This window comes from Candidatus Melainabacteria bacterium, from assembly GCA_003963305.1.
Classification (GTDB): domain Bacteria; phylum Cyanobacteriota; class Vampirovibrionia; order Obscuribacterales; family Obscuribacteraceae; genus PALSA-1081.
Genome location: RXJR01000026.1, coordinates 22,396 through 42,801, shown reverse-complemented (window position 1 = coordinate 42,801; position 20,406 = coordinate 22,396). Strand labels below are relative to the sequence as shown.

General features: G+C 48.0%; 18 protein-coding genes and 1 pseudogene. 3 read left to right on the top strand and 16 right to left on the bottom strand.

Features of this window, described 5'->3' with window-relative positions:
• Positions 1-29: 29 nt before the first annotated feature.
• On the bottom strand, positions 30-401 hold the full coding sequence (locus tag EKK48_24270; GenBank protein RTL37221.1) for a hypothetical protein: 372 nt from the start codon (positions 399-401) through the stop codon (positions 30-32).
• 1 nt (position 402) lies between these two features.
• Positions 403-777, bottom strand: a complete 375-nt coding sequence (locus EKK48_24265; GenBank protein RTL37220.1) for a transcriptional regulator — start codon at positions 775-777, stop codon at positions 403-405.
• 90 nt (positions 778-867) lie between these two features.
• Between EKK48_24265 and EKK48_24260 the strand changes: the two genes are divergently transcribed.
• Positions 868-1,986, top strand: a complete 1,119-nt coding sequence (locus EKK48_24260; protein RTL37219.1) for a DUF4346 domain-containing protein — start codon at positions 868-870, stop codon at positions 1,984-1,986.
• Positions 1,987-2,213: 227 nt separating this feature from the next.
• Here EKK48_24260 and EKK48_24255 read toward each other — a convergent pair whose 3' ends face one another.
• From EKK48_24255 to EKK48_24210, 10 genes and pseudogenes are all read right to left on the bottom strand, one after another.
• The gene (locus EKK48_24255; protein RTL37218.1) at positions 2,214-2,444 is read right to left on the bottom strand and encodes a hypothetical protein; all 231 of its coding nucleotides are present in this window, start codon (positions 2,442-2,444) and stop codon (positions 2,214-2,216) included.
• Positions 2,445-2,602: 158 nt separating this feature from the next.
• Positions 2,603-3,328 carry a class I SAM-dependent methyltransferase gene (locus EKK48_24250; protein RTL37217.1) on the bottom strand — a complete coding sequence of 242 codons (726 nt, stop codon included), beginning with the start codon at positions 3,326-3,328 and terminating at the stop codon, positions 2,603-2,605.
• 12 nt (positions 3,329-3,340) lie between these two features.
• Entirely contained in the window at positions 3,341-4,606 is a 1,266-nt protein-coding gene (locus EKK48_24245) for a hypothetical protein (protein ID RTL37303.1), read from the bottom strand.
• A 481-nt stretch (positions 4,607-5,087) separates the two neighbouring features.
• Positions 5,088-6,464, bottom strand: a pseudogene (locus EKK48_24240) (copper oxidase).
• A gap of 35 nt (positions 6,465-6,499) precedes the next feature.
• Positions 6,500-8,020 carry a TolC family protein gene (locus EKK48_24235; GenBank protein RTL37216.1) on the bottom strand — a complete coding sequence of 507 codons (1,521 nt, stop codon included), beginning with the start codon at positions 8,018-8,020 and terminating at the stop codon, positions 6,500-6,502.
• Positions 7,990-8,454, bottom strand: a complete 465-nt coding sequence (locus EKK48_24230) for a hypothetical protein (GenBank protein RTL37215.1) — start codon at positions 8,452-8,454, stop codon at positions 7,990-7,992. Before EKK48_24230 ends, EKK48_24235 begins: the two co-directional genes overlap by 31 nt.
• A 26-nt stretch (positions 8,455-8,480) precedes the next feature.
• Entirely contained in the window at positions 8,481-8,876 is a 396-nt protein-coding gene (locus EKK48_24225; protein RTL37214.1) for a hypothetical protein, read from the bottom strand.
• A 15-nt stretch (positions 8,877-8,891) separates the two neighbouring features.
• Positions 8,892-10,319 carry a TolC family protein gene (locus EKK48_24220; GenBank protein RTL37213.1) on the bottom strand — a complete coding sequence of 476 codons (1,428 nt, stop codon included), beginning with the start codon at positions 10,317-10,319 and terminating at the stop codon, positions 8,892-8,894.
• Positions 10,319-13,525: an efflux RND transporter permease subunit gene (locus tag EKK48_24215; protein ID RTL37212.1), complete on the bottom strand. Its 3,207-nt coding sequence runs from the start codon at positions 13,523-13,525 to the stop codon at positions 10,319-10,321. The genes EKK48_24220 and EKK48_24215 overlap by 1 nt, the downstream gene beginning before the upstream one ends.
• Positions 13,522-15,444: an HlyD family efflux transporter periplasmic adaptor subunit gene (locus EKK48_24210; protein ID RTL37211.1), complete on the bottom strand. Its 1,923-nt coding sequence runs from the start codon at positions 15,442-15,444 to the stop codon at positions 13,522-13,524. Before EKK48_24210 ends, EKK48_24215 begins: the two co-directional genes overlap by 4 nt.
• Positions 15,445-16,158: 714 nt before the next feature.
• Here EKK48_24210 and EKK48_24205 point away from each other — a divergent pair.
• Positions 16,159-16,278 (top strand): MerR family DNA-binding transcriptional regulator, encoded by a 120-nt coding sequence (locus tag EKK48_24205; protein RTL37302.1) that lies wholly within the window; start codon positions 16,159-16,161, stop codon positions 16,276-16,278.
• A 787-nt stretch (positions 16,279-17,065) separates the two neighbouring features.
• On the opposite strand, the gene arsB is transcribed toward EKK48_24205, so the two are convergent.
• The 4 genes from arsB to EKK48_24185 all read right to left on the bottom strand — a co-directional run bounded on the left by arsB (position 17,066) and on the right by EKK48_24185 (position 19,450).
• Entirely contained in the window at positions 17,066-18,142 is a 1,077-nt protein-coding gene (arsB, locus tag EKK48_24200) for an ACR3 family arsenite efflux transporter (protein RTL37210.1), read from the bottom strand.
• 113 nt (positions 18,143-18,255) lie between these two features.
• Entirely contained in the window at positions 18,256-18,678 is a 423-nt protein-coding gene (locus EKK48_24195; GenBank protein ID RTL37209.1) for an arsenate reductase ArsC, read from the bottom strand.
• The gene (locus tag EKK48_24190; protein RTL37301.1) at positions 18,675-19,151 is read right to left on the bottom strand and encodes a glyoxalase/bleomycin resistance/dioxygenase family protein; all 477 of its coding nucleotides are present in this window, start codon (positions 19,149-19,151) and stop codon (positions 18,675-18,677) included. Before EKK48_24190 ends, EKK48_24195 begins: the two co-directional genes overlap by 4 nt.
• A complete protein-coding gene (locus EKK48_24185; GenBank protein ID RTL37300.1) occupies positions 19,151-19,450 on the bottom strand; it encodes an ArsR family transcriptional regulator in 300 nt (99 codons plus the stop codon). Before EKK48_24185 ends, EKK48_24190 begins: the two co-directional genes overlap by 1 nt.
• Before the next feature lie 542 nt (positions 19,451-19,992).
• Here EKK48_24185 and EKK48_24180 point away from each other — a divergent pair.
• Positions 19,993-20,358, top strand: a complete 366-nt coding sequence (locus EKK48_24180; GenBank protein ID RTL37208.1) for a transcriptional regulator — start codon at positions 19,993-19,995, stop codon at positions 20,356-20,358.
• Positions 20,359-20,406: the final 48 nt, after the last annotated feature.

Here is a 20,406-nt window from a genome sequence, read left to right as displayed (position 1 = left end):
CATGGAAGCCTAAAAGCAAATAATAAACTTTATCCCTCGACGTTCGATCTAGGGCAACATCCGATAGAGATCGGTCTTTGCTCCGCACCACACGCACGATAACAAAGGGTTTCGATCAGCTCAACGCTGCGCCACAGCTCGATATCTTCAAGATACATTCCCGTACAGAATGCCAGTTTCAGCCTGTTCTCGCCATCATCGATACTGATCTGATAGCTGAATTCATTTCTCTGTCCACTAATGCTTTCATCTGTGCAAGCGCACGCCGGGCGGTATTTATTCAGCAAAGCCACTAGCTCGCGGGATTCCTCTTGAGTGAGCTGCTGAACATTGTTGCAATCGATTTCACAGTCAAGCTGCGCATTTAGCAAGCCGCCCTTTTTACGAAAACTTACTTTCATATCAGACAACATCAGCGTGATTCCTGCTCTGGCGCGCATCTTCAAGAAGGCACATACCCTGTTGAAGCAGCTCACGAACACACGGATCAACGACGCGGTAGTGAATATTCACGCCTGCTCTTCTGGCTGCAACGACATTGTTATACGCTAGTTTTTGAAGTTGGTTTGAAACAGCTTGCGGTGTCATCTCCAGCGCGCCTGAAATCTCAGACACTCGCATCTCGCCGTGTTTTAACAGCAGTTGCAGCAGCCGGACCCGTGTCGCATCCGCCAGCAGCTTGAACAGCTCTGCCAGTTCAGCAGCCTGATTAAGGGAAAAGACTGGACGGTCCTCTAAGAGCGGTTTGGGGCTGCAACACTTGTCTGGTTCGTCCATCTTTGAACCTCGAAGGGGTATCTGTTGGCATTATATACTATTCAATTGATTAGTGTATAATGGCTATGATGTTTGCTACAGGAAAATCTAATGCAATCCCCCCTGGATGTCATACACGAGCAGATTGAAACAGCGGCCTCTTTGGCTAAGTGCCATAGCTGCGGTTGCTTTCAGCAGACGACAGAAGCGCTAGCACTAACCGCGCCCGGTAGAGATGTGCTATCCGACTTGTTAGGACGCGCGCGCGATAACTTTACAGCGAAAAAGTATGATTGTCTTGGCTGCGCCATTTGCTATCCCGCAATTGCCGCCAACGCTTTTGCCGAGGCCTATCCAGAACAAAGCGAAAGTCTTGATTTGTGTCCAACAGAGATGCCCGAAGAGCGGGCCGGCTGGCCGCCTCTGCCTGGTGAATATCAGGTATCGCGTTATACGGCGCCGGTTGCCGTGGTTACGCTCAACAGTGAAGATCTAGCCGAAAAATTGCGAGCAGCTAATCCAGAAGGCATGGCAGTAGTCGGACCCATGCATACGGAAAACCTTGGCATTGAGCGCGTTATTCAAAACGCTCTTGGTAACCCCAACATTCGTTTTCTGCTTGTTTGTGGTGATGACACTCAACAAGCAGTCGGTCATCTGCCAGGGCAATCTATGGAAAGCCTGTTTAAGCACGGCGTTGATGACGGTATGAGGATTCGCGAGGCAAAGGGCAAACGGCCTTATCTCAAAAACGTCAGCCGAGAACAGGTGCAATTTTTCCTTGAGCAAGTTGAGCTGATATCTTTGATTGGAACCACTGACGTTGCCGCTATAGCTGAGCAGGTCAAGGCTTGCGCCGCGCGCAATCCCGGACCATTTGAAAAACAAATCAAGACTACAAAAGTAGAAGTGGTGCGAGCGCCCGAGACCGAGCGCTTCGTGACAGATGCGGCTGGTTTTTTTGTTATCTATCCTGATAGTAAAAGAAAGTTGCTCCTTGTCGAACACTATACACCGACTGGTGTTCTAGACTGCATTATCGAAGGCGAAACGCCAACAGCAATTTATATGCAGTCCATTGAAAAAAATTTCGTTAGCCGACTAGATCACGCTGCCTATCTCGGTCGAGAGCTCGATCGCGCTTACAATTCGTTAGTAACTGGTGAAGCATACGTACAAGATCGCGTTCCATATCCGGTTCAACAACCGCAGCGACGGCTGTGGCTGTGATTCTGCGTGTTCTGCTCATAAGACTGGAGGCAATCTGTGAAGAACACTACGATCAAGTCGCTAGGTAAGTGGCTTTTGCCTGTAGGAGTGTTTTGCCTTGCTTACGGGCTTCACTACTTGTGGTTCAGTGCGTACCCAGAGCTGCTGACGCAGGACGTTTGCGAGGACGGCTGTAATTTGCCTTCAATGTTGGATCGCTATATCCAAACGCAGAACTATTTACTAGGCTACTCATGCGCGCTAGGATTTGCTTTTGCTGCCGATTCGCTCAGGCGGTACATTGACATCCGGTCAACTGCGGCTCGAAACATGGCGGCTGGCAGTGCCGGTTTAACAGCATTATTTTGCGGCGGCGGGTGCTTTCTCTTGGGTTGCTGCGGCTCGCCGATGTTGGGTATCTGGTTGACGCTCTTTGGTGCCAATGTGCTCCCTATGGCAAAGCTGATCAGTGCAGGCATTGCCACCCTTGCGGTAAGCGCTGCGGTTTGGTGGAATTACCGAAATAACTCTGAACAATGTTGTGTTGTCCCTGGTAGTTCATGCGAAGTAAGAACGCCGACTTCCGGCTAATGATTCTGATAAAAACTATGTTTCGTTCGAGCGTCGACGGGGTCTCTCAATCCCGTATTGCGACGACTAGGTGATAGAGCGGACTGCTGAATGGCTCTGCCGAGTGACGTGCAATCAAAGCAGCATTGAGTGCTGGCGCCACTTCGGGCAGTAAATTTTGCACAAGATACTGACCGAGCCAAATGCCCAGATTTGTATGCGGGATAATTTGACAGTCAAAACCCGCTTCCGCTAGCTCGCCAACCACCCAGTTGCTATCTGGCAATTCCCACTCAACATGCTGTCTTACAAAAGCATTGTTGGTTAGTTTAAGCATCAATTCCTGAGCCGGAGCGCTCTCCCGGCAAGGATAGTTGAGCACCAATAACTTGGATGCGACTCGAGCGCATTCAAAGATGGCAGTCTGACGTTGCTCGGGACTAATATGCTCCAGAACATCGACAGCCGTGACGACCTCGTAACTGAAATCAGCAGCGTTTATGCAAGTTGCCGTCCCCCCGGTTGTTTCGGGATCGAGCACATCGACGGAATGACCACTCTCGACAAGAAAGAACGCAAGTGCGCCCTCATAGCCACCAACGTCGAGAACGGAGCATGCTGCCGTCAAGTTTGTTTTTATTTGTTCCGCTGCTGCCTGCAATCGTACAAAGCGGTCCCAAGAAAGCCGGTTTTTCGCTCCCTTATCAATCACACGGACGTGAAAAATGCCATCACAACCGGTGCGAGCAAGTCTTATGCCTTCTGCATGAACGAGTGGTAGATTATGCTGCATGCTTAACCTCAATCAGTTCGGACAGGTGCAGTGCCTAGCGATCTTGTGCATTATCTTGTGGTTATCACCAAATTTGCACAATCCCTCACAGTGAGTTTTAAGCTCAGTAAAAGGTATGTAGCTCAGCGACATTTCAGACAACGATTGTTTAAAAGCTGGTCTCTGGAACTGTGCAATCACCTCGTTTTCTCTTCTGTCTGGAGCCACAAGAAAGAAGTTGCAATTGTGATCGGGAAGCGTACGCATCAAGTCTTCCATGCGCAAAATTCCAGAATAGATGGAAGTGCTCTTTTCCACTTCAAAGGCGCTTACGATGCGACCCTCGTGGTTTAGCCACAACACATCGATTAAGCCGATCGTGTCGTAAACATCCTGATGCATTCGTTCTCTTAGTGGTAACTCGGACAGAGTAAGTTGGGCAAATGCCTCGCCGTTGCAGGATTTATGTCTGTCGTTTTTGGCAACATGCACATTCAATTTCAACGCCCGCCCAATTTTAATAAGCAAATGCTGTGTTTGAGTGTGTTCTGACTCTTCAAGCTGCTCGGATAAAACCTCGTTATGTCTGGTCTTGACTATGTTTTTCGCGCGCTCATTCACCTGGGACAAAACAGATTCGTAGTTGCCACCAAAGACAATGCGACCGTTGCCAATTTCAAAAAGCAATCCTGCCAGCGCTCCAAAATCTTTTGATAACAGGCTTTTCAACTGCGGATTGCTGTTCAGCTCCGCGCAAATCTCGCGCATTTCTAGATAACTTTTCCACGAACCAAGCTTGATTTTCTCCCCAGTCAGCACATTGAATCCGTTGACCATGGCTGTGTTAAACGGCAAAACTATGGTCGGATGCAGAAAATAAACAATGTTTGACACTGCTGGACCGAGTCCCTTGATCTCGTGAGACGCCAACCTGGAAAGTTGCTCCAGAATCTGATCCTCTCTTGAATTGGAATAGCAGAGCTCCAAGAAGTTTCCAAACTTTCGCTTGTTGTCTTCGTTCTCGTAAATGTCCGGAATTCGCAATTTGGGCTTCCAGTAGAAAGCATGCGCGGCGCCCGCAAACACTTGCTTTTGCTCTGTAATTGCGGTCATCACCACTTCCAGCGGTGAACCGCGAAAGTCATTTCCGAATGTGCCAGCGGCAATTGCGGTGTAGGTCTTTTTTACACCTAAACGTATCGAGCGAAAGGCTTTCAGTCGCTCGTCGCTTCCTGAAAACCAGGTGTTGTAGACCGATTCAGGATCGGCTTTGTAGCTTGTGATTAGCCGGACGATCAAGTCGACATTTAAATCTGAATCCAAGGCGTCGTTTCCTTCTAGTTATCTACATTTTCATATTGGGGTTCAGCTTCATTTGTTCTTCTATTGATGGTGCGGCTTTTTTCTTCACTGGAGGCTTGGTTTTCACGGGCGTTGTTTTTTGCATCTTTGTTTTTTTGCTTCCTTCGTCACTCATGTCCATACCGGGCATGTTCTTCATGTTGTCGTGCTTCATGTCCATGTCCATGCCGGGCATGTTCTTCATGTTGTCGTGCTTCATGTCCATGCCGGGCATGTTTTTCATGTTGTCGTGCTTCATGTCCATGCCGGGCATGTTTTTCATGTTGTCGTGCTTCATGTTCATGCCGGGCATGTTTTTCATGGTGTCGTGTTTCATATCCATGCCGGGCATGTTTTTCATGTCGCCCTGATTCATGTTCATGCCAGGCATGTTATCCATTTGCATGCCCTTCATCTGAGCAGGGTCGATGCGTCCGGCTTTGATGTCAGCCATGAGTTTGTCGTACTTGTCGGCAGGTAAAACGCGTACAAGAGACATCATACCTTGCAGAGCAGCCGACCACCCTGGCGCCAGGCCGTTATTTTCAGGCTTTGCTACAGCCGCGTCCATCGGCATCATCATCGTTGCATCTTGCGGGTAACCAACGGCTGTTCTCGTGTTTGCATCGCTGCCTAAAGAGGGCGAACTGGATAATGATTGTTCGGCATTTGGTGTGACTTTTTCTGGTGTATGACCGATTACATGTGAGGTATTTTGCTCTCTATCAGCGGTTATCCCCAAACCGCGTCCTAATCCTGGACCGATATTTTCACCGGTGGCATTGCCCTCACGAACAATGCCCATGCCTTCTTGCATTCCCATGCCAGTATGCATGCCCTGACCGACATGGGACAACGGTCCCACGCTCGATACCATGTTGTTCATCATGTGATGTGGTAAGTGGCAATGAAGCATGAAATCACCGACGTATTTTGCATCAAACTCGATATCACGAGCCTGGGCGACCCCAACGAGTACTGTATTGCCAGGGTACCAAATGGAACTAGGAATGCGACCACCTTCAGTTCCAGTGACGAAAAATTGATTGCCGTGCAAATGGATGGGATGGTGATCCATGCCGAGATTGACTATTCTAATTCGCACTCGATCGCCAAGTTTGCAAATTAGAGGTGTTGTGGCAGGAGCGGCTTTTCCGTTAATAGTCAGCCAGTTAAATTCCATAGCCATGGAATTAGCAATTTCGTTGTTCGGTAACACTGCAAACTCTTGAACGATAATGCCGAAATCCCTTGTCACTGGAGGAGCATAGACTTTCTTGGGATGAATGATGAATAAGCCGATCATGCCCATCATTTCTTGCATAGCGCCATGCGAGTGATAAAAGTAAGTGCCATTTTGATGGAGCGTGAAATCGTAAACGAAGCTTCTACCAGGCTTTACGGGAGGCTGGCTGATAAAGGGCATTCCATCCATGGCAATCGGAACTTCAAATCCGTGCCAGTGAATTGTCGTATCTTCCGGTAGGTTGTTATGAAAAATGATGCGCACATGGTCGCCTTCATTGATTTCTATTGTCGGGCCCGGCACGGTTCCGTTATAGCCCCAGACTTTAATTCGTTTCGCTGGACCCATCTCGGATGCCGGAAGCAATTCCCTTTCCACAACTTCTGCAGTTAAATGGAAAACTTTGACGCCGTTTTCCATCCTCCATGGAAGATGCGGTAGATCTGGGGTGACAACCATCGGTTGTCCACTCGATTGCTGGGCGCTACCACTTGGATGCTTTACGCTTGTGCCAAATACTGGTGTAACCATATGTGATACCAGCAAGCTCACTGCCACCATAGCCTTCATCAAAATTTTAGTTGTCGATTTCATTTTTTATCCTTTTAAGGCATAACAAGCCCGGCAGTATCGGCACCGTTGTCGTGTCCGGTTCGAATCGCGCTTGGTGCTCCGCTTAGCTCGAATTGATTCATACCTGTGGTGTCCTGACGCATAGCTGGAGCATCCAGCGCGCCCGTCAAGAGAAATCCTTCCAGTTGTGTGGCTGTCTGGCGTAAATCAACCAGAGCCATGATGTATTGTCTGCGCGCTTGGAAGAGTGTTCTTTGTGAAATGATCACTTGTGGATAAGAGGCGCTCATCGTTTTATATCTGTCAAAGTACAAGCGGTATGCCTCTTCTGCCTTCGGCAGAATGACGTTCTTGTACCTGCGCACTTTGTCGATGGCGTTGACATATGAATTGCGAGTTTGCGCAAAACGCATGCCCAGACCTAGTCTCAGCCTGTTGTATTCATTTTGGGCAAACACCAATTCGGCTTTTGCTGTGGCGATACCACCTTGGTTGCGGTTCCAGAGAGGCAACGAAAAACCAACCTGCATATTCATCTCCGCGCCAGTGCGGGGCGGACTTCCCCCCGATTGCGAAGATCCGCCATTATCAAGGAATTCAGAGCTGTAACCAAAACCACTGCGCAAAAACATATCCGGGTATGGTTCAACTTTAGCTCTCGCTAATACCGCCTTAGCCCTTGCTACCTGCACTTCGGCAGCTCTGATTTGCGGGCTCTGATTTAGTAATTCTGTGAGTTTGGCATTCTCGTCAAATTCCGGAATACGTGCATCCAGCTCGCCTAACAGCCGGATAGAGGCTGGTAATGGTCTGTTTACTACAGCCGCAAGTTCTTTCAAATTCTGGTTTAACGTGTTTTGAGCAACTACCAGATCGTGTTTAACTTCTTCTAGCTCGATTTCCGCTTGCAAAAAGTCTGGCTTATCGGCTTGACCGACGTTGAAAAGTTCAGAGGTTGTAGATGTCGCCGTCTGGGCGACACCTAAAAGTTCAGTGTTGATGTCAACTTGCTGTTGAGCACCCAACGCCTCATAAAAAGCTATGCACACTGAATTTTCAATTCTGAACTTCTGGGCCAAAGCTTCTATCTCTGCCTGCTTGGCTTCTTGTTCGTAGATCTTGCGCGCTTTTTTGAGCTTGCCGCCCAAGGGCACAGTCTGTTCGAAAAAGCCAAAATATTCCGCTTTTTGGTTCCATCCCCGGAAGGCCCATTCGGCACCTTCAAAGCCAAAGACCGGGTTGGGTGGCAGACCAGCTTGCTTTGCGCGCCCCCTGGCTGCCTCTATGGCGGCATTCGCTTGCAACAAAGTGGGATTACTCTGCGATGCGAATTTTTGCAGCTCTGGCAGGCTTATAGCCTGGTCTGACTGCGAAACAGATGCATCCAGTTTGGTTGGCATTCCGGCATCTGCCGGGCTTATCTGCTGAGCATAAGCAGGAGCTTGACAAAGATAGGCGAGAATTAGAGCCAATGGTATTTTTGCCTGAGTGTTCGATGATTTTGGTAGTCTAAAACGCCGCATCAACTCACTCCTTCTGTTTTTATCAGACATGTCGAGATCCCAAGTACTCCCAGCCCAACCAACGCCAGAGGTGCCAATATTGGTGGGTGTGACTCTTCGCCATCATCAGCCTTGAGTTGACCAGGTTTGCTAAAGTCCACCGAGACAACCTCGGATACTTGCTTGACCGGTTTGCCCAGGCTGTGAAAGCAAAAGCCCGCTATGCCCAAAGCCGCCAGTCCGGAAAAAAGGACAATTAACAAATTTTTGCCGAAACTCCTTAAGCACACAAGCGCGACAGTACCTAGCAAAAGCGCCAGTGCCAGATAAGTAATAGGTATCCACGCTTGCCATTTGTCAGCCAAAACTGCCTGGTGCTCGAATCTGATCTCCACCAACAGGAGGGAGATCCCGCCAAGAAGCAACCCTAGTTGGGCTATTTGAATGTTTCTTGTAGTTAACCCTTGAAAAATTGACTCCGCCACGGTTTTCTCCCTCCTTCTGAGATTGCCTATTTTTCTGCTTTGATGGAATGAATGTGTATTACTTTGTTGGTGTGATCGATGTGTCCGGTAACGGCAACCTTCTTGCCAGCGAAGGCTTTGGCTTCTTTTGAATTGACGAACGTGTATGAGGTGTTTGTCTTTTGATCTTCAAGAGTCAACTTCATGCCATCTTTAAGACACTTAGCGATGCAGTCGGCATCAGTCTTTCCATACTTGCCACTCTTGATCATTCCTTTGTGATCCGTTTTGCACATGCTGTCTCCGATCACGCCATGCACGGTGCCCACCTGCGTTCCAGAAGGCTTGCTGTCACTCTCACCTTCGTGGGCGAAACTAGCAAAACTAGTGGAGCTAGTCAGAAAAGTCACCAATAAAGCTGCTTTTAACGTTGCTTTGATCATTTGTTTTCTCCTTGTTTAGATGTCGCCGCTTGCCCAGACAATCTGCGTCTGAGCCAGTCGGTAGTTGTAGATCGATTCGGTAAGAGCTAGTCTCGCCCGATACAACTTGACGGCGGCATCGAATTGTTCGAGCGCCGTCGACTTACCGATGTTGTAGCGGGTTTTTATCAAGCGAAAATCTTCTTCGGCTGAGACAACCTGGGACTTAGCCAGATCGACATTCCGTGCACTTAAATCAAGGTCTACCCAGGCCGTCGACACCTCTTGAGCTACCTTCAGTCTGGTTTGCTGAAGCGCATATCCAGATTGTGTAATTGCCTTGTGAGCCGAATGCAATTGTGCTGAGCGTTGCCCGGAATCGTACAAGGTGTAATGTCCGATTACACTGACAAATCCACCAAACTTGCCTTCGGCAGTGCCATCAGGACTGGTGCCTGTTATGTTGCTTCCTAGTCCATAAAGATCAACATGTGGCAGGTACTGACTTCTTGCAATCAGCTTCCTGGCCTTCATTTCCTCAACTTTCGACTGAGCCTGTCTTATTTCCGGCCGATTGGTGCCGGCAGCGTTCAGATATCCATTAAGGTCCTTTTGATTTTGTGCGTAGTTTAAGCCTTCAGTTACATCGATGAGCGAACTTAAATTTGCTCCCATGGCTGCTTTCAAGTTGATTATCGAAACGTTGAAGTCTCGATAATCTCGATTCACCTGAGCTTTTGCCTGAGCCAATTCCGCCTCTTCTCGCAAAAAGTCCGCTCTTGGTGCTTTACCATCAACCATCCGCTGGTGCATGTTTGATGTGGACAAAGTGCGGAATTTGACGTAATCAGTGTCGACTTGCAAGCGGGCTCGGTTCCAAACGCATTGAAGATACGCTTGCTTAATCGTTCTGGCTATGTCAATGCGAGACTGTTGATACTTAGCTAGCGACTGACGCTCTGACGACTTTGCAGCCCGATAATTACCCCGCAGATAGCCGCCTGTGAAGAGTGGCTGCACACCTGCCACTATCGTGCTAAAGGAGCTTCCTCTAACTATTGGTTGCATTGGTGCCGAAGCTACAACGCCATCGTTTGGGTAGAAAAGCATCTGGTTCAACGATGAAGTCGAATAAAAGGTGCTCAAGGAGATGTTCGGTCCAAACCGTGCCAGGGCTGCCCGACTATTAAGCCTCGATATTTCCGTGTCCAAAAGCGATTGCTTGTTATCCAGGTTGTTTTTCAAGCCGGACTGCACTGCCTGGTCCATCGTCAGCGGTCCGGTCACAGTCGGTAGATCAGAGCCAAGTGCTGTGGCGGAAATTGTCAGTTTGATTGGATTGTTGACGCCTACTTCTTGCTCCGTCGTTGCCTGTGGTTCAGAAAAAGGCGCATCTTGCGCCTGTGTTGGCGAATGTGAAAACACCATCAGTAAAAATGAAAGCGCTAGACTAAGTCTTCTCATCAGTCACGCACCTCCGCCCCTGGAAGCTTTCTTTTAATCCAGTTGCTGAAATCATCAACGTAGGCATGCATGATCGGTATGTCAAAAAGACTGAGCAAAGTGCCAATTAAAAGTCCACCGACAATAACTGTTCCAAGTGGTGAATAAGCATCCATGCCAGTTTTGGGAAACAACGCCACAGGTAACATGACGATGATTGTGATTACCGATGTCATCAAAATCGGTCTCAAACGAATCGGGCAAGCTTTGATAATGGCTTCGTTCCTGGGCATTCCCTCATGCCTGAAGCGCATAATCTGGTCGATAAGCAAAATCGCAGTAGTAATGTCCATGCCTGTCAGAATAATCACGGCCATAATTGATACCGTGGAAAAGGCTTGATGAGCCAACCAAAGAGCTATGAAAACACCAGCCAATTCAAGGGGCAGGGAAAAGATCATCTGAAGCGGTTGCAGAAAACCTTTGAACTGACCGACTAGCAAAAGGAAAATGAAGACAATCGCCAATTGCAGCCCCACCAATAAACGCGAAAACGAATCCATCATCTGGGTCATGTCGCCACGCATCTCGATGGTGTAGCCGGGCGGCCAGTTGAGTTTCGCCATCGCCTTCATCATTACGTCCATTGATGTGTCCATCGACGGGGGCTCGCCGATGCGGTAGTAGCCCATGACAGTTACCGCTCGCCGCATCTGGTCATGATTTATTAACGACGGCGCCTGTCTGAAATTAAGGCTGGCTATGGTTTTAAGGGGAATTTGTTCACCACTTGCATTTGACACTTTCATCAAAAGCAGCTCTTGAGGCGTTTTTCTTTGCGGTTCGTCGTAGCGAACTTGGATTGTCCGTTGCCTGAGATTAGGCAAACGGTAAAACTCATTAGTCAGGGCGCCGTTTATGGCATAGTAGGCTTGATCGGCTACCTGCTGGGGCGTAAGACCCACCTCCAATGCCCGCCTTTGATCGACTTTTATCTCCCAATCAGGTTTCGACAACGCCCAGTCGGTGGCCACTTGGTGCATACCAAAAGTGGTCTTGGCGACTTGAGCTACTTGCTCAGCCATCATCGTCACCACTTTCAAATCCGGACCGGTAACAAGAATTGAAATAGGTGCCTGTGAGCTCGCCATCACGTCAGAGCCCATCTCTTTTATCTGCAGTCGCCTGATCCCTGGTATCTGGCTCAATGCATTCGATTGCACAGAGTCGATAATTTGCCAGATCGTTTTTTTTCGCGCGTCTTTGTCCGACAACGTAATCATGAACGTGGCTGTGTTAGCCTGCTGCATGCTGTAGCCGTTGAAATAAGTGCCGCCAGGGTCAACGCCTACTTCAGACGATACGTGCTTGATTTCGGGGTGTTTGAGCATCAGTTTTTCAACTTGCCGCGTGATGCGCTCTGTTTGCTCAAAGGAAGATCCAGCATCAGTTTCCAAAACGCCATACGCTTGCCCGACATCGGCTAGAGGCATCATTTCACTGCCAATAAAGTTGTAAAAGGTAAAGCCAATAGCTATGGTGATCAAAATGCGCGTCATATTTAAGAAGCGATGCTCTAACATCCACGCCACACACCGCCCATAACGCTCTTCCAGATTGGACAAAAATCTGTCGAAGGGCAAAAGTATGTTTTTCTGTATGGTTCTTTCGATGCGGTTCTTTGGCTCTCTGGACAGATCGTGTACGCGTAAAATTTTTTCGGCTAACACCGCAGTTAGTGTCAATGAAACGAAAAATGACGCCAGCAGACCAAAAATAATCGGCCAGACAAGCCCTACGAACATTTGCTCTACAATGCCACCACAAAAAAGAAGAGGCACTAGAGCAAGTATCAAAACTAAAGTCGAAGCTGCCACCGCCAGGCGCACTTCTGTGATGCCATCGATCGTCGCCGTGCGCGGGTCTTTGCCCATATGCAGATGTCTTTCAATTGAGTGAATGTCGATGATCGAGTCGTCTACAAGCCGCCCGATCGAGAGCAATAGCCCGATCAAGGTGGAGCTGTTCAATGTCATTCCAAGCGGTATCAGGCACAAAATAGCCATCGAAAGTGAAATAGGAATGGTGATCATCGAGATTAAAGTGCCGCGCCAATCGCCGATGAATAAATACACGGCAATACCGGTCAAAAGCACTGCCACAAGCAATTCTTCGACCATGTTGTTCATCAAGATCTGAACAAAATCAGAGTTGTCATAACTGATTTGAAACTCAAGCGCCGGATATTCTTTTTTGATTTCCTCGACTTCTTTTGCTATGCCGCGAATAACCTCTGGACTGCTGGCTGAGGGCTCCTGGATGACGCTTACTTCTATGCCTTCGTCAATCCGTCCGTCGTGCACATGATGGTAGGCTGCCCGCTTCTCCCAAAAGGTATCTACTACTTTGGCAACGTCTTTGAGATAGACAATGCTTTCCGCCGCCGCTTTGAGCGGATAATTTGCCACTTGTGACGGGTCTTTGGCTAAAGTGTCGACACGAACAATCGATTCATTTGCCCGATTGGTTATTCTGCCGGCCGGACGTGCCACATTTTGCTTGTCTAGAGCGTCCCGCACATCCAGAATCGACAAACCGTAGGCAGACAGTTTGTCACGGTTGGCTAAGACTTGCATCTGACGCTTAAAGCCGCCAAAAGTATAAATTGACCAAACATGCGGAATTCGCTTCAGTCGATTGGTGATTTCATTGTCAGCAAGCTCGCGCAGCCGCACAGGGTCCATGGTTTTAGACGACAGGTTGTACGTTAAAACTGGCAAGTTCAAGGGGTCAATCGGCAGAACCCATGAAGGCTTCAGGTTAGCACCAGTAACTGGCAGATCTGCTTGCACTACGTTCATCAGTGCTTGCACATCCACCAGAGCCCGCTTCATATCTGTGCCGTAAGGGAACTCAAGCGACACCATCGAGAAGCCTTCCTGAGCAGACGAGCGGATGTAGCGAACGCCTTTGATGTCCACCATACGCTCTTCTATGGGCTTACTGATGTAAAGCTCCATGTCCTCGGCGGAAAGACCCGGTTGCATGGTGACAATGCCTATCATTGGACTTTCTACATAAGGCATCAACCTCTTGGGCATATAGAAGCCGATGGCTGCCACCGCTAGCAGTATCACTGCCAGAAAAAAGGCAAAGACAGTATAGGGATGATCGATCGACCAAGCCGAAATGTTGAAGTGTTCTTTTGCTGATGGGCCGTGGTTCATGGTACGTCTGCATCCACCGATATTTCTTCGCCGTTTATCGTTAGATCAATGCGCCACAGACCGCTCATAAAATTCGTTGTAAACACGTAACGGCCGCCGGATTTTTCTTCAGCGCTCAAATTTGGGCCCGCCATCGACATGCTAGGCATCGAAGTTTTAGCATTTACGCTTGCGTGTTCTACAGGCTTGCCTTGCAAGTCTTTCAATAGACAAACAAAATTGTTTCGGGCATTACCTGAAGTCTCAAGCGTCGTTGATACATAAATGTCTTTGATTCGGAACTGCTTGCTGAATTTATTGCTTGCGTCCAGCCGGTTGTGTTGGACGGCTGAAGCCTCCGGCAGCTTTGCCGGACCGCTGTCATCCCAATCAGTTGCTACCACTGGCATGCCATCTTGCAGGTTGGCAAAACCGGCATAGATAACTGAGTCGCCGGATTTTACACCTGAGACAACTTCGGTTTCGTTTTCATTCGACAGACCAACTTCAATATCTGCAAGCTGTGCTGTCATGGAGCCTGAAGCGGTAGTAGGAACAAGTTCCATGCCACATTTTGGACACTTGCCTGGTTGCGGGCTTTTTATTTCCGGGTGCATTAGGCACGTATACAAGCTGCCGGTTTTATTGCCAGAGCCGCCTTGCGCTTTCCAAACTTGCGCTTTGCCGTTGCGCCAAATAATGGCGCTAGATGGCACGACCACTGCTCTCTTTTCACCTACGCTGATACGCATAACCACGTATTCGCCAGGTAGCAGTCGGAATGTGCCTAAATTTTTCACTGTACTCACGCCATGCGCACCCAACGGTCGTCCGACGTTGTCTATTAATGCCTCGACAACAACTGTTTTAGTGTTTGGATCGGCGGCAGGAAACAAGGCGGTGACCGACGCCTCAATTTCCTCTTTTGCATTGGCCGCATTTTTTATGTGCACCGAATTGCCCACGCTTATTCTGGCAGCGTCCTCTGGAGCCACTTGCGCTTGCACACGCACCTTTCGCATGTGACTGATTTTCAAAATCATCATGCCGGGACTAACTGTCACTCCGGGGCTGATCAGTCTCTTCGTGACAACGCCTGGTGATTGCGCTAGGATGCGTGTATAGCTATTGGTTATCTCCGCCGTCTGCTGTGCGGCTTGTGCTTCTTTGGCAGTAAGCATGATATGACCGACATGGTGAGCTGCTGCCTCGGATGCAGCGAAGGCTGAAAGCCGTGCATTCTTTGCCTGCGCCAGCTTCGACGTCATCTGTTTTACTTTGGCTTTCGCCTGCTTGTATTTGTTCTGCTCGTCATCGAATTCTTGCTGAGAAATCACCTGCGTCTTGAGAAGACTGGTCTCACGGGATATTTCAGCCGTCCAGTAATCGAGATCTGCTTGGGCCTGCTTCAGCTCTTCTAGTACAGCATCCTCAGCTGCTTTTGCTGCATCTAGATCAAATGCCTTTTGCGTCAGCTCTTCTTTAGCAATGCTTGAGTTGTGTACCGCTGCATCGGCTGCATACTGCGATTCTTGCAATTTAGCTGAGTATTCCGAGTTTACAGCCGGGTCCAGTTGAACCAGTAGTTGACCTGGCTTGACCCTATCACCCGGGTAGACTGGCATTGCCACAATCCGTCCTGTGATGCGCGGATAAACGTCCTCGTCTTCAAACGCCTGAACTGCTCCAGTGTATGTGACTGACGCATCCAGCTCATCTTCTTTAGCAGCAGCAACAGCAACTGGGACGGCTCCACGTGTCGGTTTCATGGCCGTCATGTCCATGGCTTGCGACTCGATGACACTCATCTGTCCAGGTTTTTTGAAGTGCTGAACGATGAAGAAGCACGCCAGCACTACGACAGCGAGTGAAGTTAAAGACCAAATATTCTTTTTTAGCCATAGACGCGCAGGCGAATAGGCGTTTGTATCTTGTGCCAAGTTCTTTATGCTGACTGAAACCAGCCAGCCCCCTTCTAGACGAACACACTTAGGCAGAGCTGACAGCCAGCTTTGCCCAGATCAGAAGAGGGATGTTTTTAGATTTTTAGGACTCGATAGAAAAGAAATAGCGGTATCTTGGGCGGTCGCCAGCAATCAATTTCAAAATATCTAAGCGAGCAGGTCGCGATTGCAAAAGCTAGACCGATTAGCGAAATCAACGCCACAACAACGACTTTTAAAAGCTCCGGTGCAAGCTTGAACACGGAACAGCTCATCGCTTGTGGTTCCGGTTGTCCGCTGCAACCACAAGACGCCGCTTGCTCGCTGCCAGTTGCGGCTTTCGTCTCGCAGCAAGAATGTGTCTTACCTGCACAGCATGCCATAATTGGGCTGGCGCAAGCCTGTGTACCAGCATAGGCAGCCCGCCCCCAGCCGCCACTACTGGCAGCTGCGATGAAGGCGAAAATCAGACAGATGAGCCGCTTGACCATATTTCCCTTGCAAGAGTACACGCTGGGACATTGTACAACACTTAGAAATTGCTTCGCGAATGTCGTCGCCCTTCCCGACCGGCAAATCCATTGCCTTGCCTAGATTGCACGAGTTTCATATCCGCTGGCTTGTTCCTTCATTGCGACCGATCTGTTTACAACACGCAACTCCAAAACGCCTCTTGACTCTCAAATATATTAGAGGGTTTATAGTGACAATATAAACAAGGAATCTTTAGTTGGCATAGTCGCAAAACAGCTTGGCGTCAGCTCACAAACAATCCACCAGTATGAGGCGCAGGGGCTCATCTCATCGCCTGAACGGACTGACAGAGGCTAAGGAGTCTATCCGCCATCGAACAATTGATGGAAATATTCAAGGACGCAAATGCAATCAGAATTTGTCAGTGGCATTTTTTTGCAAGCAGACCAGGACCTGCCAAGCCTTTATCGATCGGTTGATATGAGATATACGGCTTTTGAGTTATCACCATCTGTACATTGCACTTTTTGAAAGCATAGTTGGACTTGGCGTGTTGAATGTTTTCAAACAATTCTCGAACAAATTCGGTCTGGTGAGAGCCGTCGAAGCAATGATCTATCTAGTCTGTCCGCGCTGTCCGCAAGAGTTGGACGATGTTAATAAGGCGTTGGCGACAAGCAGCGGATTTAGAAACTGCAAATAGTGAATTGCACGCTTCAAATAACCGCTCGAAGACGCGGTGAATGCTAAGGCTGAGGAAGAAGCAACTCAATTCTGTGCCTTATTCGATCTTATGCCACAACTCGGTTGGACTGCAAAAGCTGACGGTCACATCGATTTTTATAACCAAGGCTGGTATGACTACACCGGCACCACTTTGAAGAGATGGAAGGTTGGGGTTGGGAAAAAGTCCACGATCCTACTATTTTGCCGAAGGTAGTAGAACGTTGGAAAGCGAGCCTTGCAAAGCCCTTTCATATGGAGTTTCCGATTCGTCGGAAGGATGGTGCTTTCGAAACCTTTGTGACACGTACGCAGTTTGTCTTCATCTGTAGTCATAGTGCAATTAATCGCTCACTGAAGAGCCAGCTTTTGACGGCTTCTAAGCTATCAGCAATCACAGCTTTATATGATCTTCAGTGCTTTAATTTGCGGTGTTTCTCTCGTACCAATCTTTACTGGAATTGACGATTTTTACGACAGACAACATGACCGGGACTTCGATAAGAACACCTACAACAGTAGCTAGTGCGGCACCTGAGTTAAATCCGAATAGGCTGATTGCTGTCGCTACTGCAAGTTCAAAAAAGTTGCTGGCGCCGATTAACGCGGACGGTCCAGCCACACAATGAGCTACACCAAAGCGCTTATTCAGCCAGTATGCCAATGCGGAGTTTAGATACACCTGAATCAATATTGGTACAGCCAGCATCGCAATTACTAGCGGTTGTTGGATGATAGCCTTTCCTTGGAAGCCAAACAGTAGAACCAATGTTGTGAGTAGTGCGACCAACGAAAGTGGACTTAACATTTTGAGTGTTTTTTCAAGCGCTTCTGGTCCGCCTTTGAGCGTCATACCACGCCAGAGTTGTGAAATTATCACGGGTACAACGATGTACAAACCAACTGAAATTAGAAGCGTGTTCCACGGCACCGTAATTGATGAAAGTCCAAGCAACAGTCCGACTATAGGAGCGAAGGCAAATACCATAATCAGATCGTTTACAGCAACCTGACTGAGTGTGAAATATGGGTCACCTTTTGTCAATTGACTCCAAACGAACACCATAGCCGTACAGGGAGCCGCTGCCAGAATAATTAAACCAGCGATATAGCTGTCGATTTGACCGACTGGAAGATATGGTGCGAAGACATGTCTGATGAAGATGAATCCCAGCAATGCCATTGAAAACGGCTTGATCGCCCAATTTATAAAAAGCGTTACGCCCATTCCGCGCCAATGTTGTTTAACTTGATCGATTGATTTGAAGTCGATCTTTAGCAGCATTGGGATGACCATTACCCAAATTAAAACACCGACGGGAATGTTTACTTGGGCTATTTCTATCGAACCTATAACTCTGAAGACTTCGGGAATTAACTGTCCGAGAATAATGCCTGCCACAATGCAAAGGAAGACCCATACAGTAAGCCACTTTTCAAAGAAGCCTATTTGAGGCGCATTGATTTTTTCCCTTAGTGGTGTAACTGTCTCGGTCATAATTTTTCTCGTAGTTAGATGCCGGTGGTCGATTTTGTTTGAGCAAGTGAACGGGCTGGGTTGATTGACAACTTTCATGATGTTTTACACTGAAAATTTCTTATTTTGTTCGATTACTTTGATACTTCTAAATCGCAGCATTTTAGTGCATTAAGATCGTTGAGAAGCCGGAGCACTCTCATTTTGATTTCATCGCGAATGTGGCAAACCTCGTCGTCTGATTTGCCTTTCGGATCTGGTAGTGGCCAATCGATTCGCTTCAAATTAGGTATGTAAGGGCACGCCTCACCACATCCCATCGTCACCAGAAAGGTTGCGTCTTTTGCAAGTTCTTCGGTTAGCAGTTGTGGTTTTGCTGCTGAGAGGTCGATGCCCACTTTGTTCATAGCTGCGGTAACGCAATCGTGCACCTTCTCAGAGGGTTTAGTTCCAGCGGAAACTGCGTGCGCCTTTGTCGGGTCTGCCGATTGGTTGAAAAATGCGGCTGCCATCTGTGAGCGTCCAGCGTTATGAACGCAAGCAAAGATTACTTTCATTTGCTGCACTCCTTTTTGCTTGAACTGATTGATACTGGAACGGCGTCTGGCATTGGAGCACAACAAGCTGAATTCGTTTGAGTCGTGAAGTCTGCATCTTCACCATATGTAGTGGCGCTATCAGTTGTGTAAAAACTTTCCCATGCAATACCTTGTGGATCATGAACCCAAGCTTTATCGGCTTTTGCATAACAACAAGTGGTTTGCTCCTGTTCCAATATCGGTTGTTCTGCGGCTTTGAGACGCGCTGAAATAAGCTTGAGAGCATCACTATCATCCACCTGGATGCCCAGATGATCTAGACCTGGCTCTCTACCACGGGTTGAGATAGCGAAATTTATCCTAGGATCATCTAGCATCCACTTTGCGTAATCTTCTTTAGTCACTGACGGTGGCACATCGAAGAATGTGGAGTAAAACTTGATTGATTGCTCCAAATTTGACACAGCTACGTGTACGTGGAATCTCTTCATTAACACTTACCTCCATTGTCGGCGCAACAGTTCTCCATCAAGAACCCGAGCAGCTCTTGCATTTGTTCGTAGTTGGCCGCATAAATAATTGATCTACTTTCCCGGCGTGATGTTATCAAACCCGAGTTACTGAGTTCTTTTAAATGGAATGACATTGTTGCTGGTGGCATGGAGAAATGTTCGCTCAGTGCTCCTGCGGCCATACCCGCCTTGCCCCTACGGACAAGCATCCGGAAAATCTCTAAACGTGATTCTTGCGCCAAAGCTCCTAAAGCTTTGACCGCATTTGTTGTTTTCATGCTTCCAATATTATCGAAATAATGGAGATTTGTCAATCAGAGTTTCCTGGGGACTGTACGGGCTCAAAATTTCGTCTAAACGGACGGCAAACTACCTTAACCTTCTACGACTGGCGACGCTTATATGGCTTGCTTCAATGGCGTTTTGCGTTTTGAGAGCTGGCAGTAGGAGTGAGACCGTCTATTTGCAGTTATCTGAACATTCTCTACAGTCTTTTATGCAGTTAGCCAGGTTTTCATCATCCATAGATTCACATGCAGAAGCGCATCGTGAGCAGGCTTCGCCACATAGAGTTTTTATCTGAGCCAAAAGTGCGGAACTTCGCTTTTGAAATTCTTCTCTGAGTGCACACAGTGCTACACAGTCCTCAATTACACTAACCAATGCAGCATACGTTTCGCCTTTTTCTTTAGCATAGGAAATCGCATTGCTGCAGGCATCCACACATGAAGCTCCTGACATGATATTTACCTCTGTCGTTGAGCAATAGTCTTATATTACACGATTACACGGATTAATGTATAATGGCTGTGATAGAAATATGGAAGTTAAAGTGCAAGCTTGCGAACAGCTGAGTAAGGAAGAGATTAACGCGCAACTGATCAGTCAATTGAAAGCGGCCGACCTGGAAGATCTCTTTAAAGCACTGGCAAACGAAACCAGGCTTCGGATATTGCATGCTCTAAGCATTAGTGGCGAGATGTGCGTAAACGATCTAAGTCAGGCTCTCGATATGAAGATTCAGGCAGTCTCAAATCAGCTGCAAAAGCTTGCCGCTTACAAAGTTGTTGATACCAGACGTAGTGGCGTTAATATCTTTTACCGCATCATAGATCCCTGTGTCGGTGTATTGTTAGAACGAGCAATATGCATGCTTGAGAGTAGCGGTAATGAGACTGAATCGTAACGTAGCGTTATTCATCCAATCATCTGTTGTCTAGTAGCCGAGTCTTTT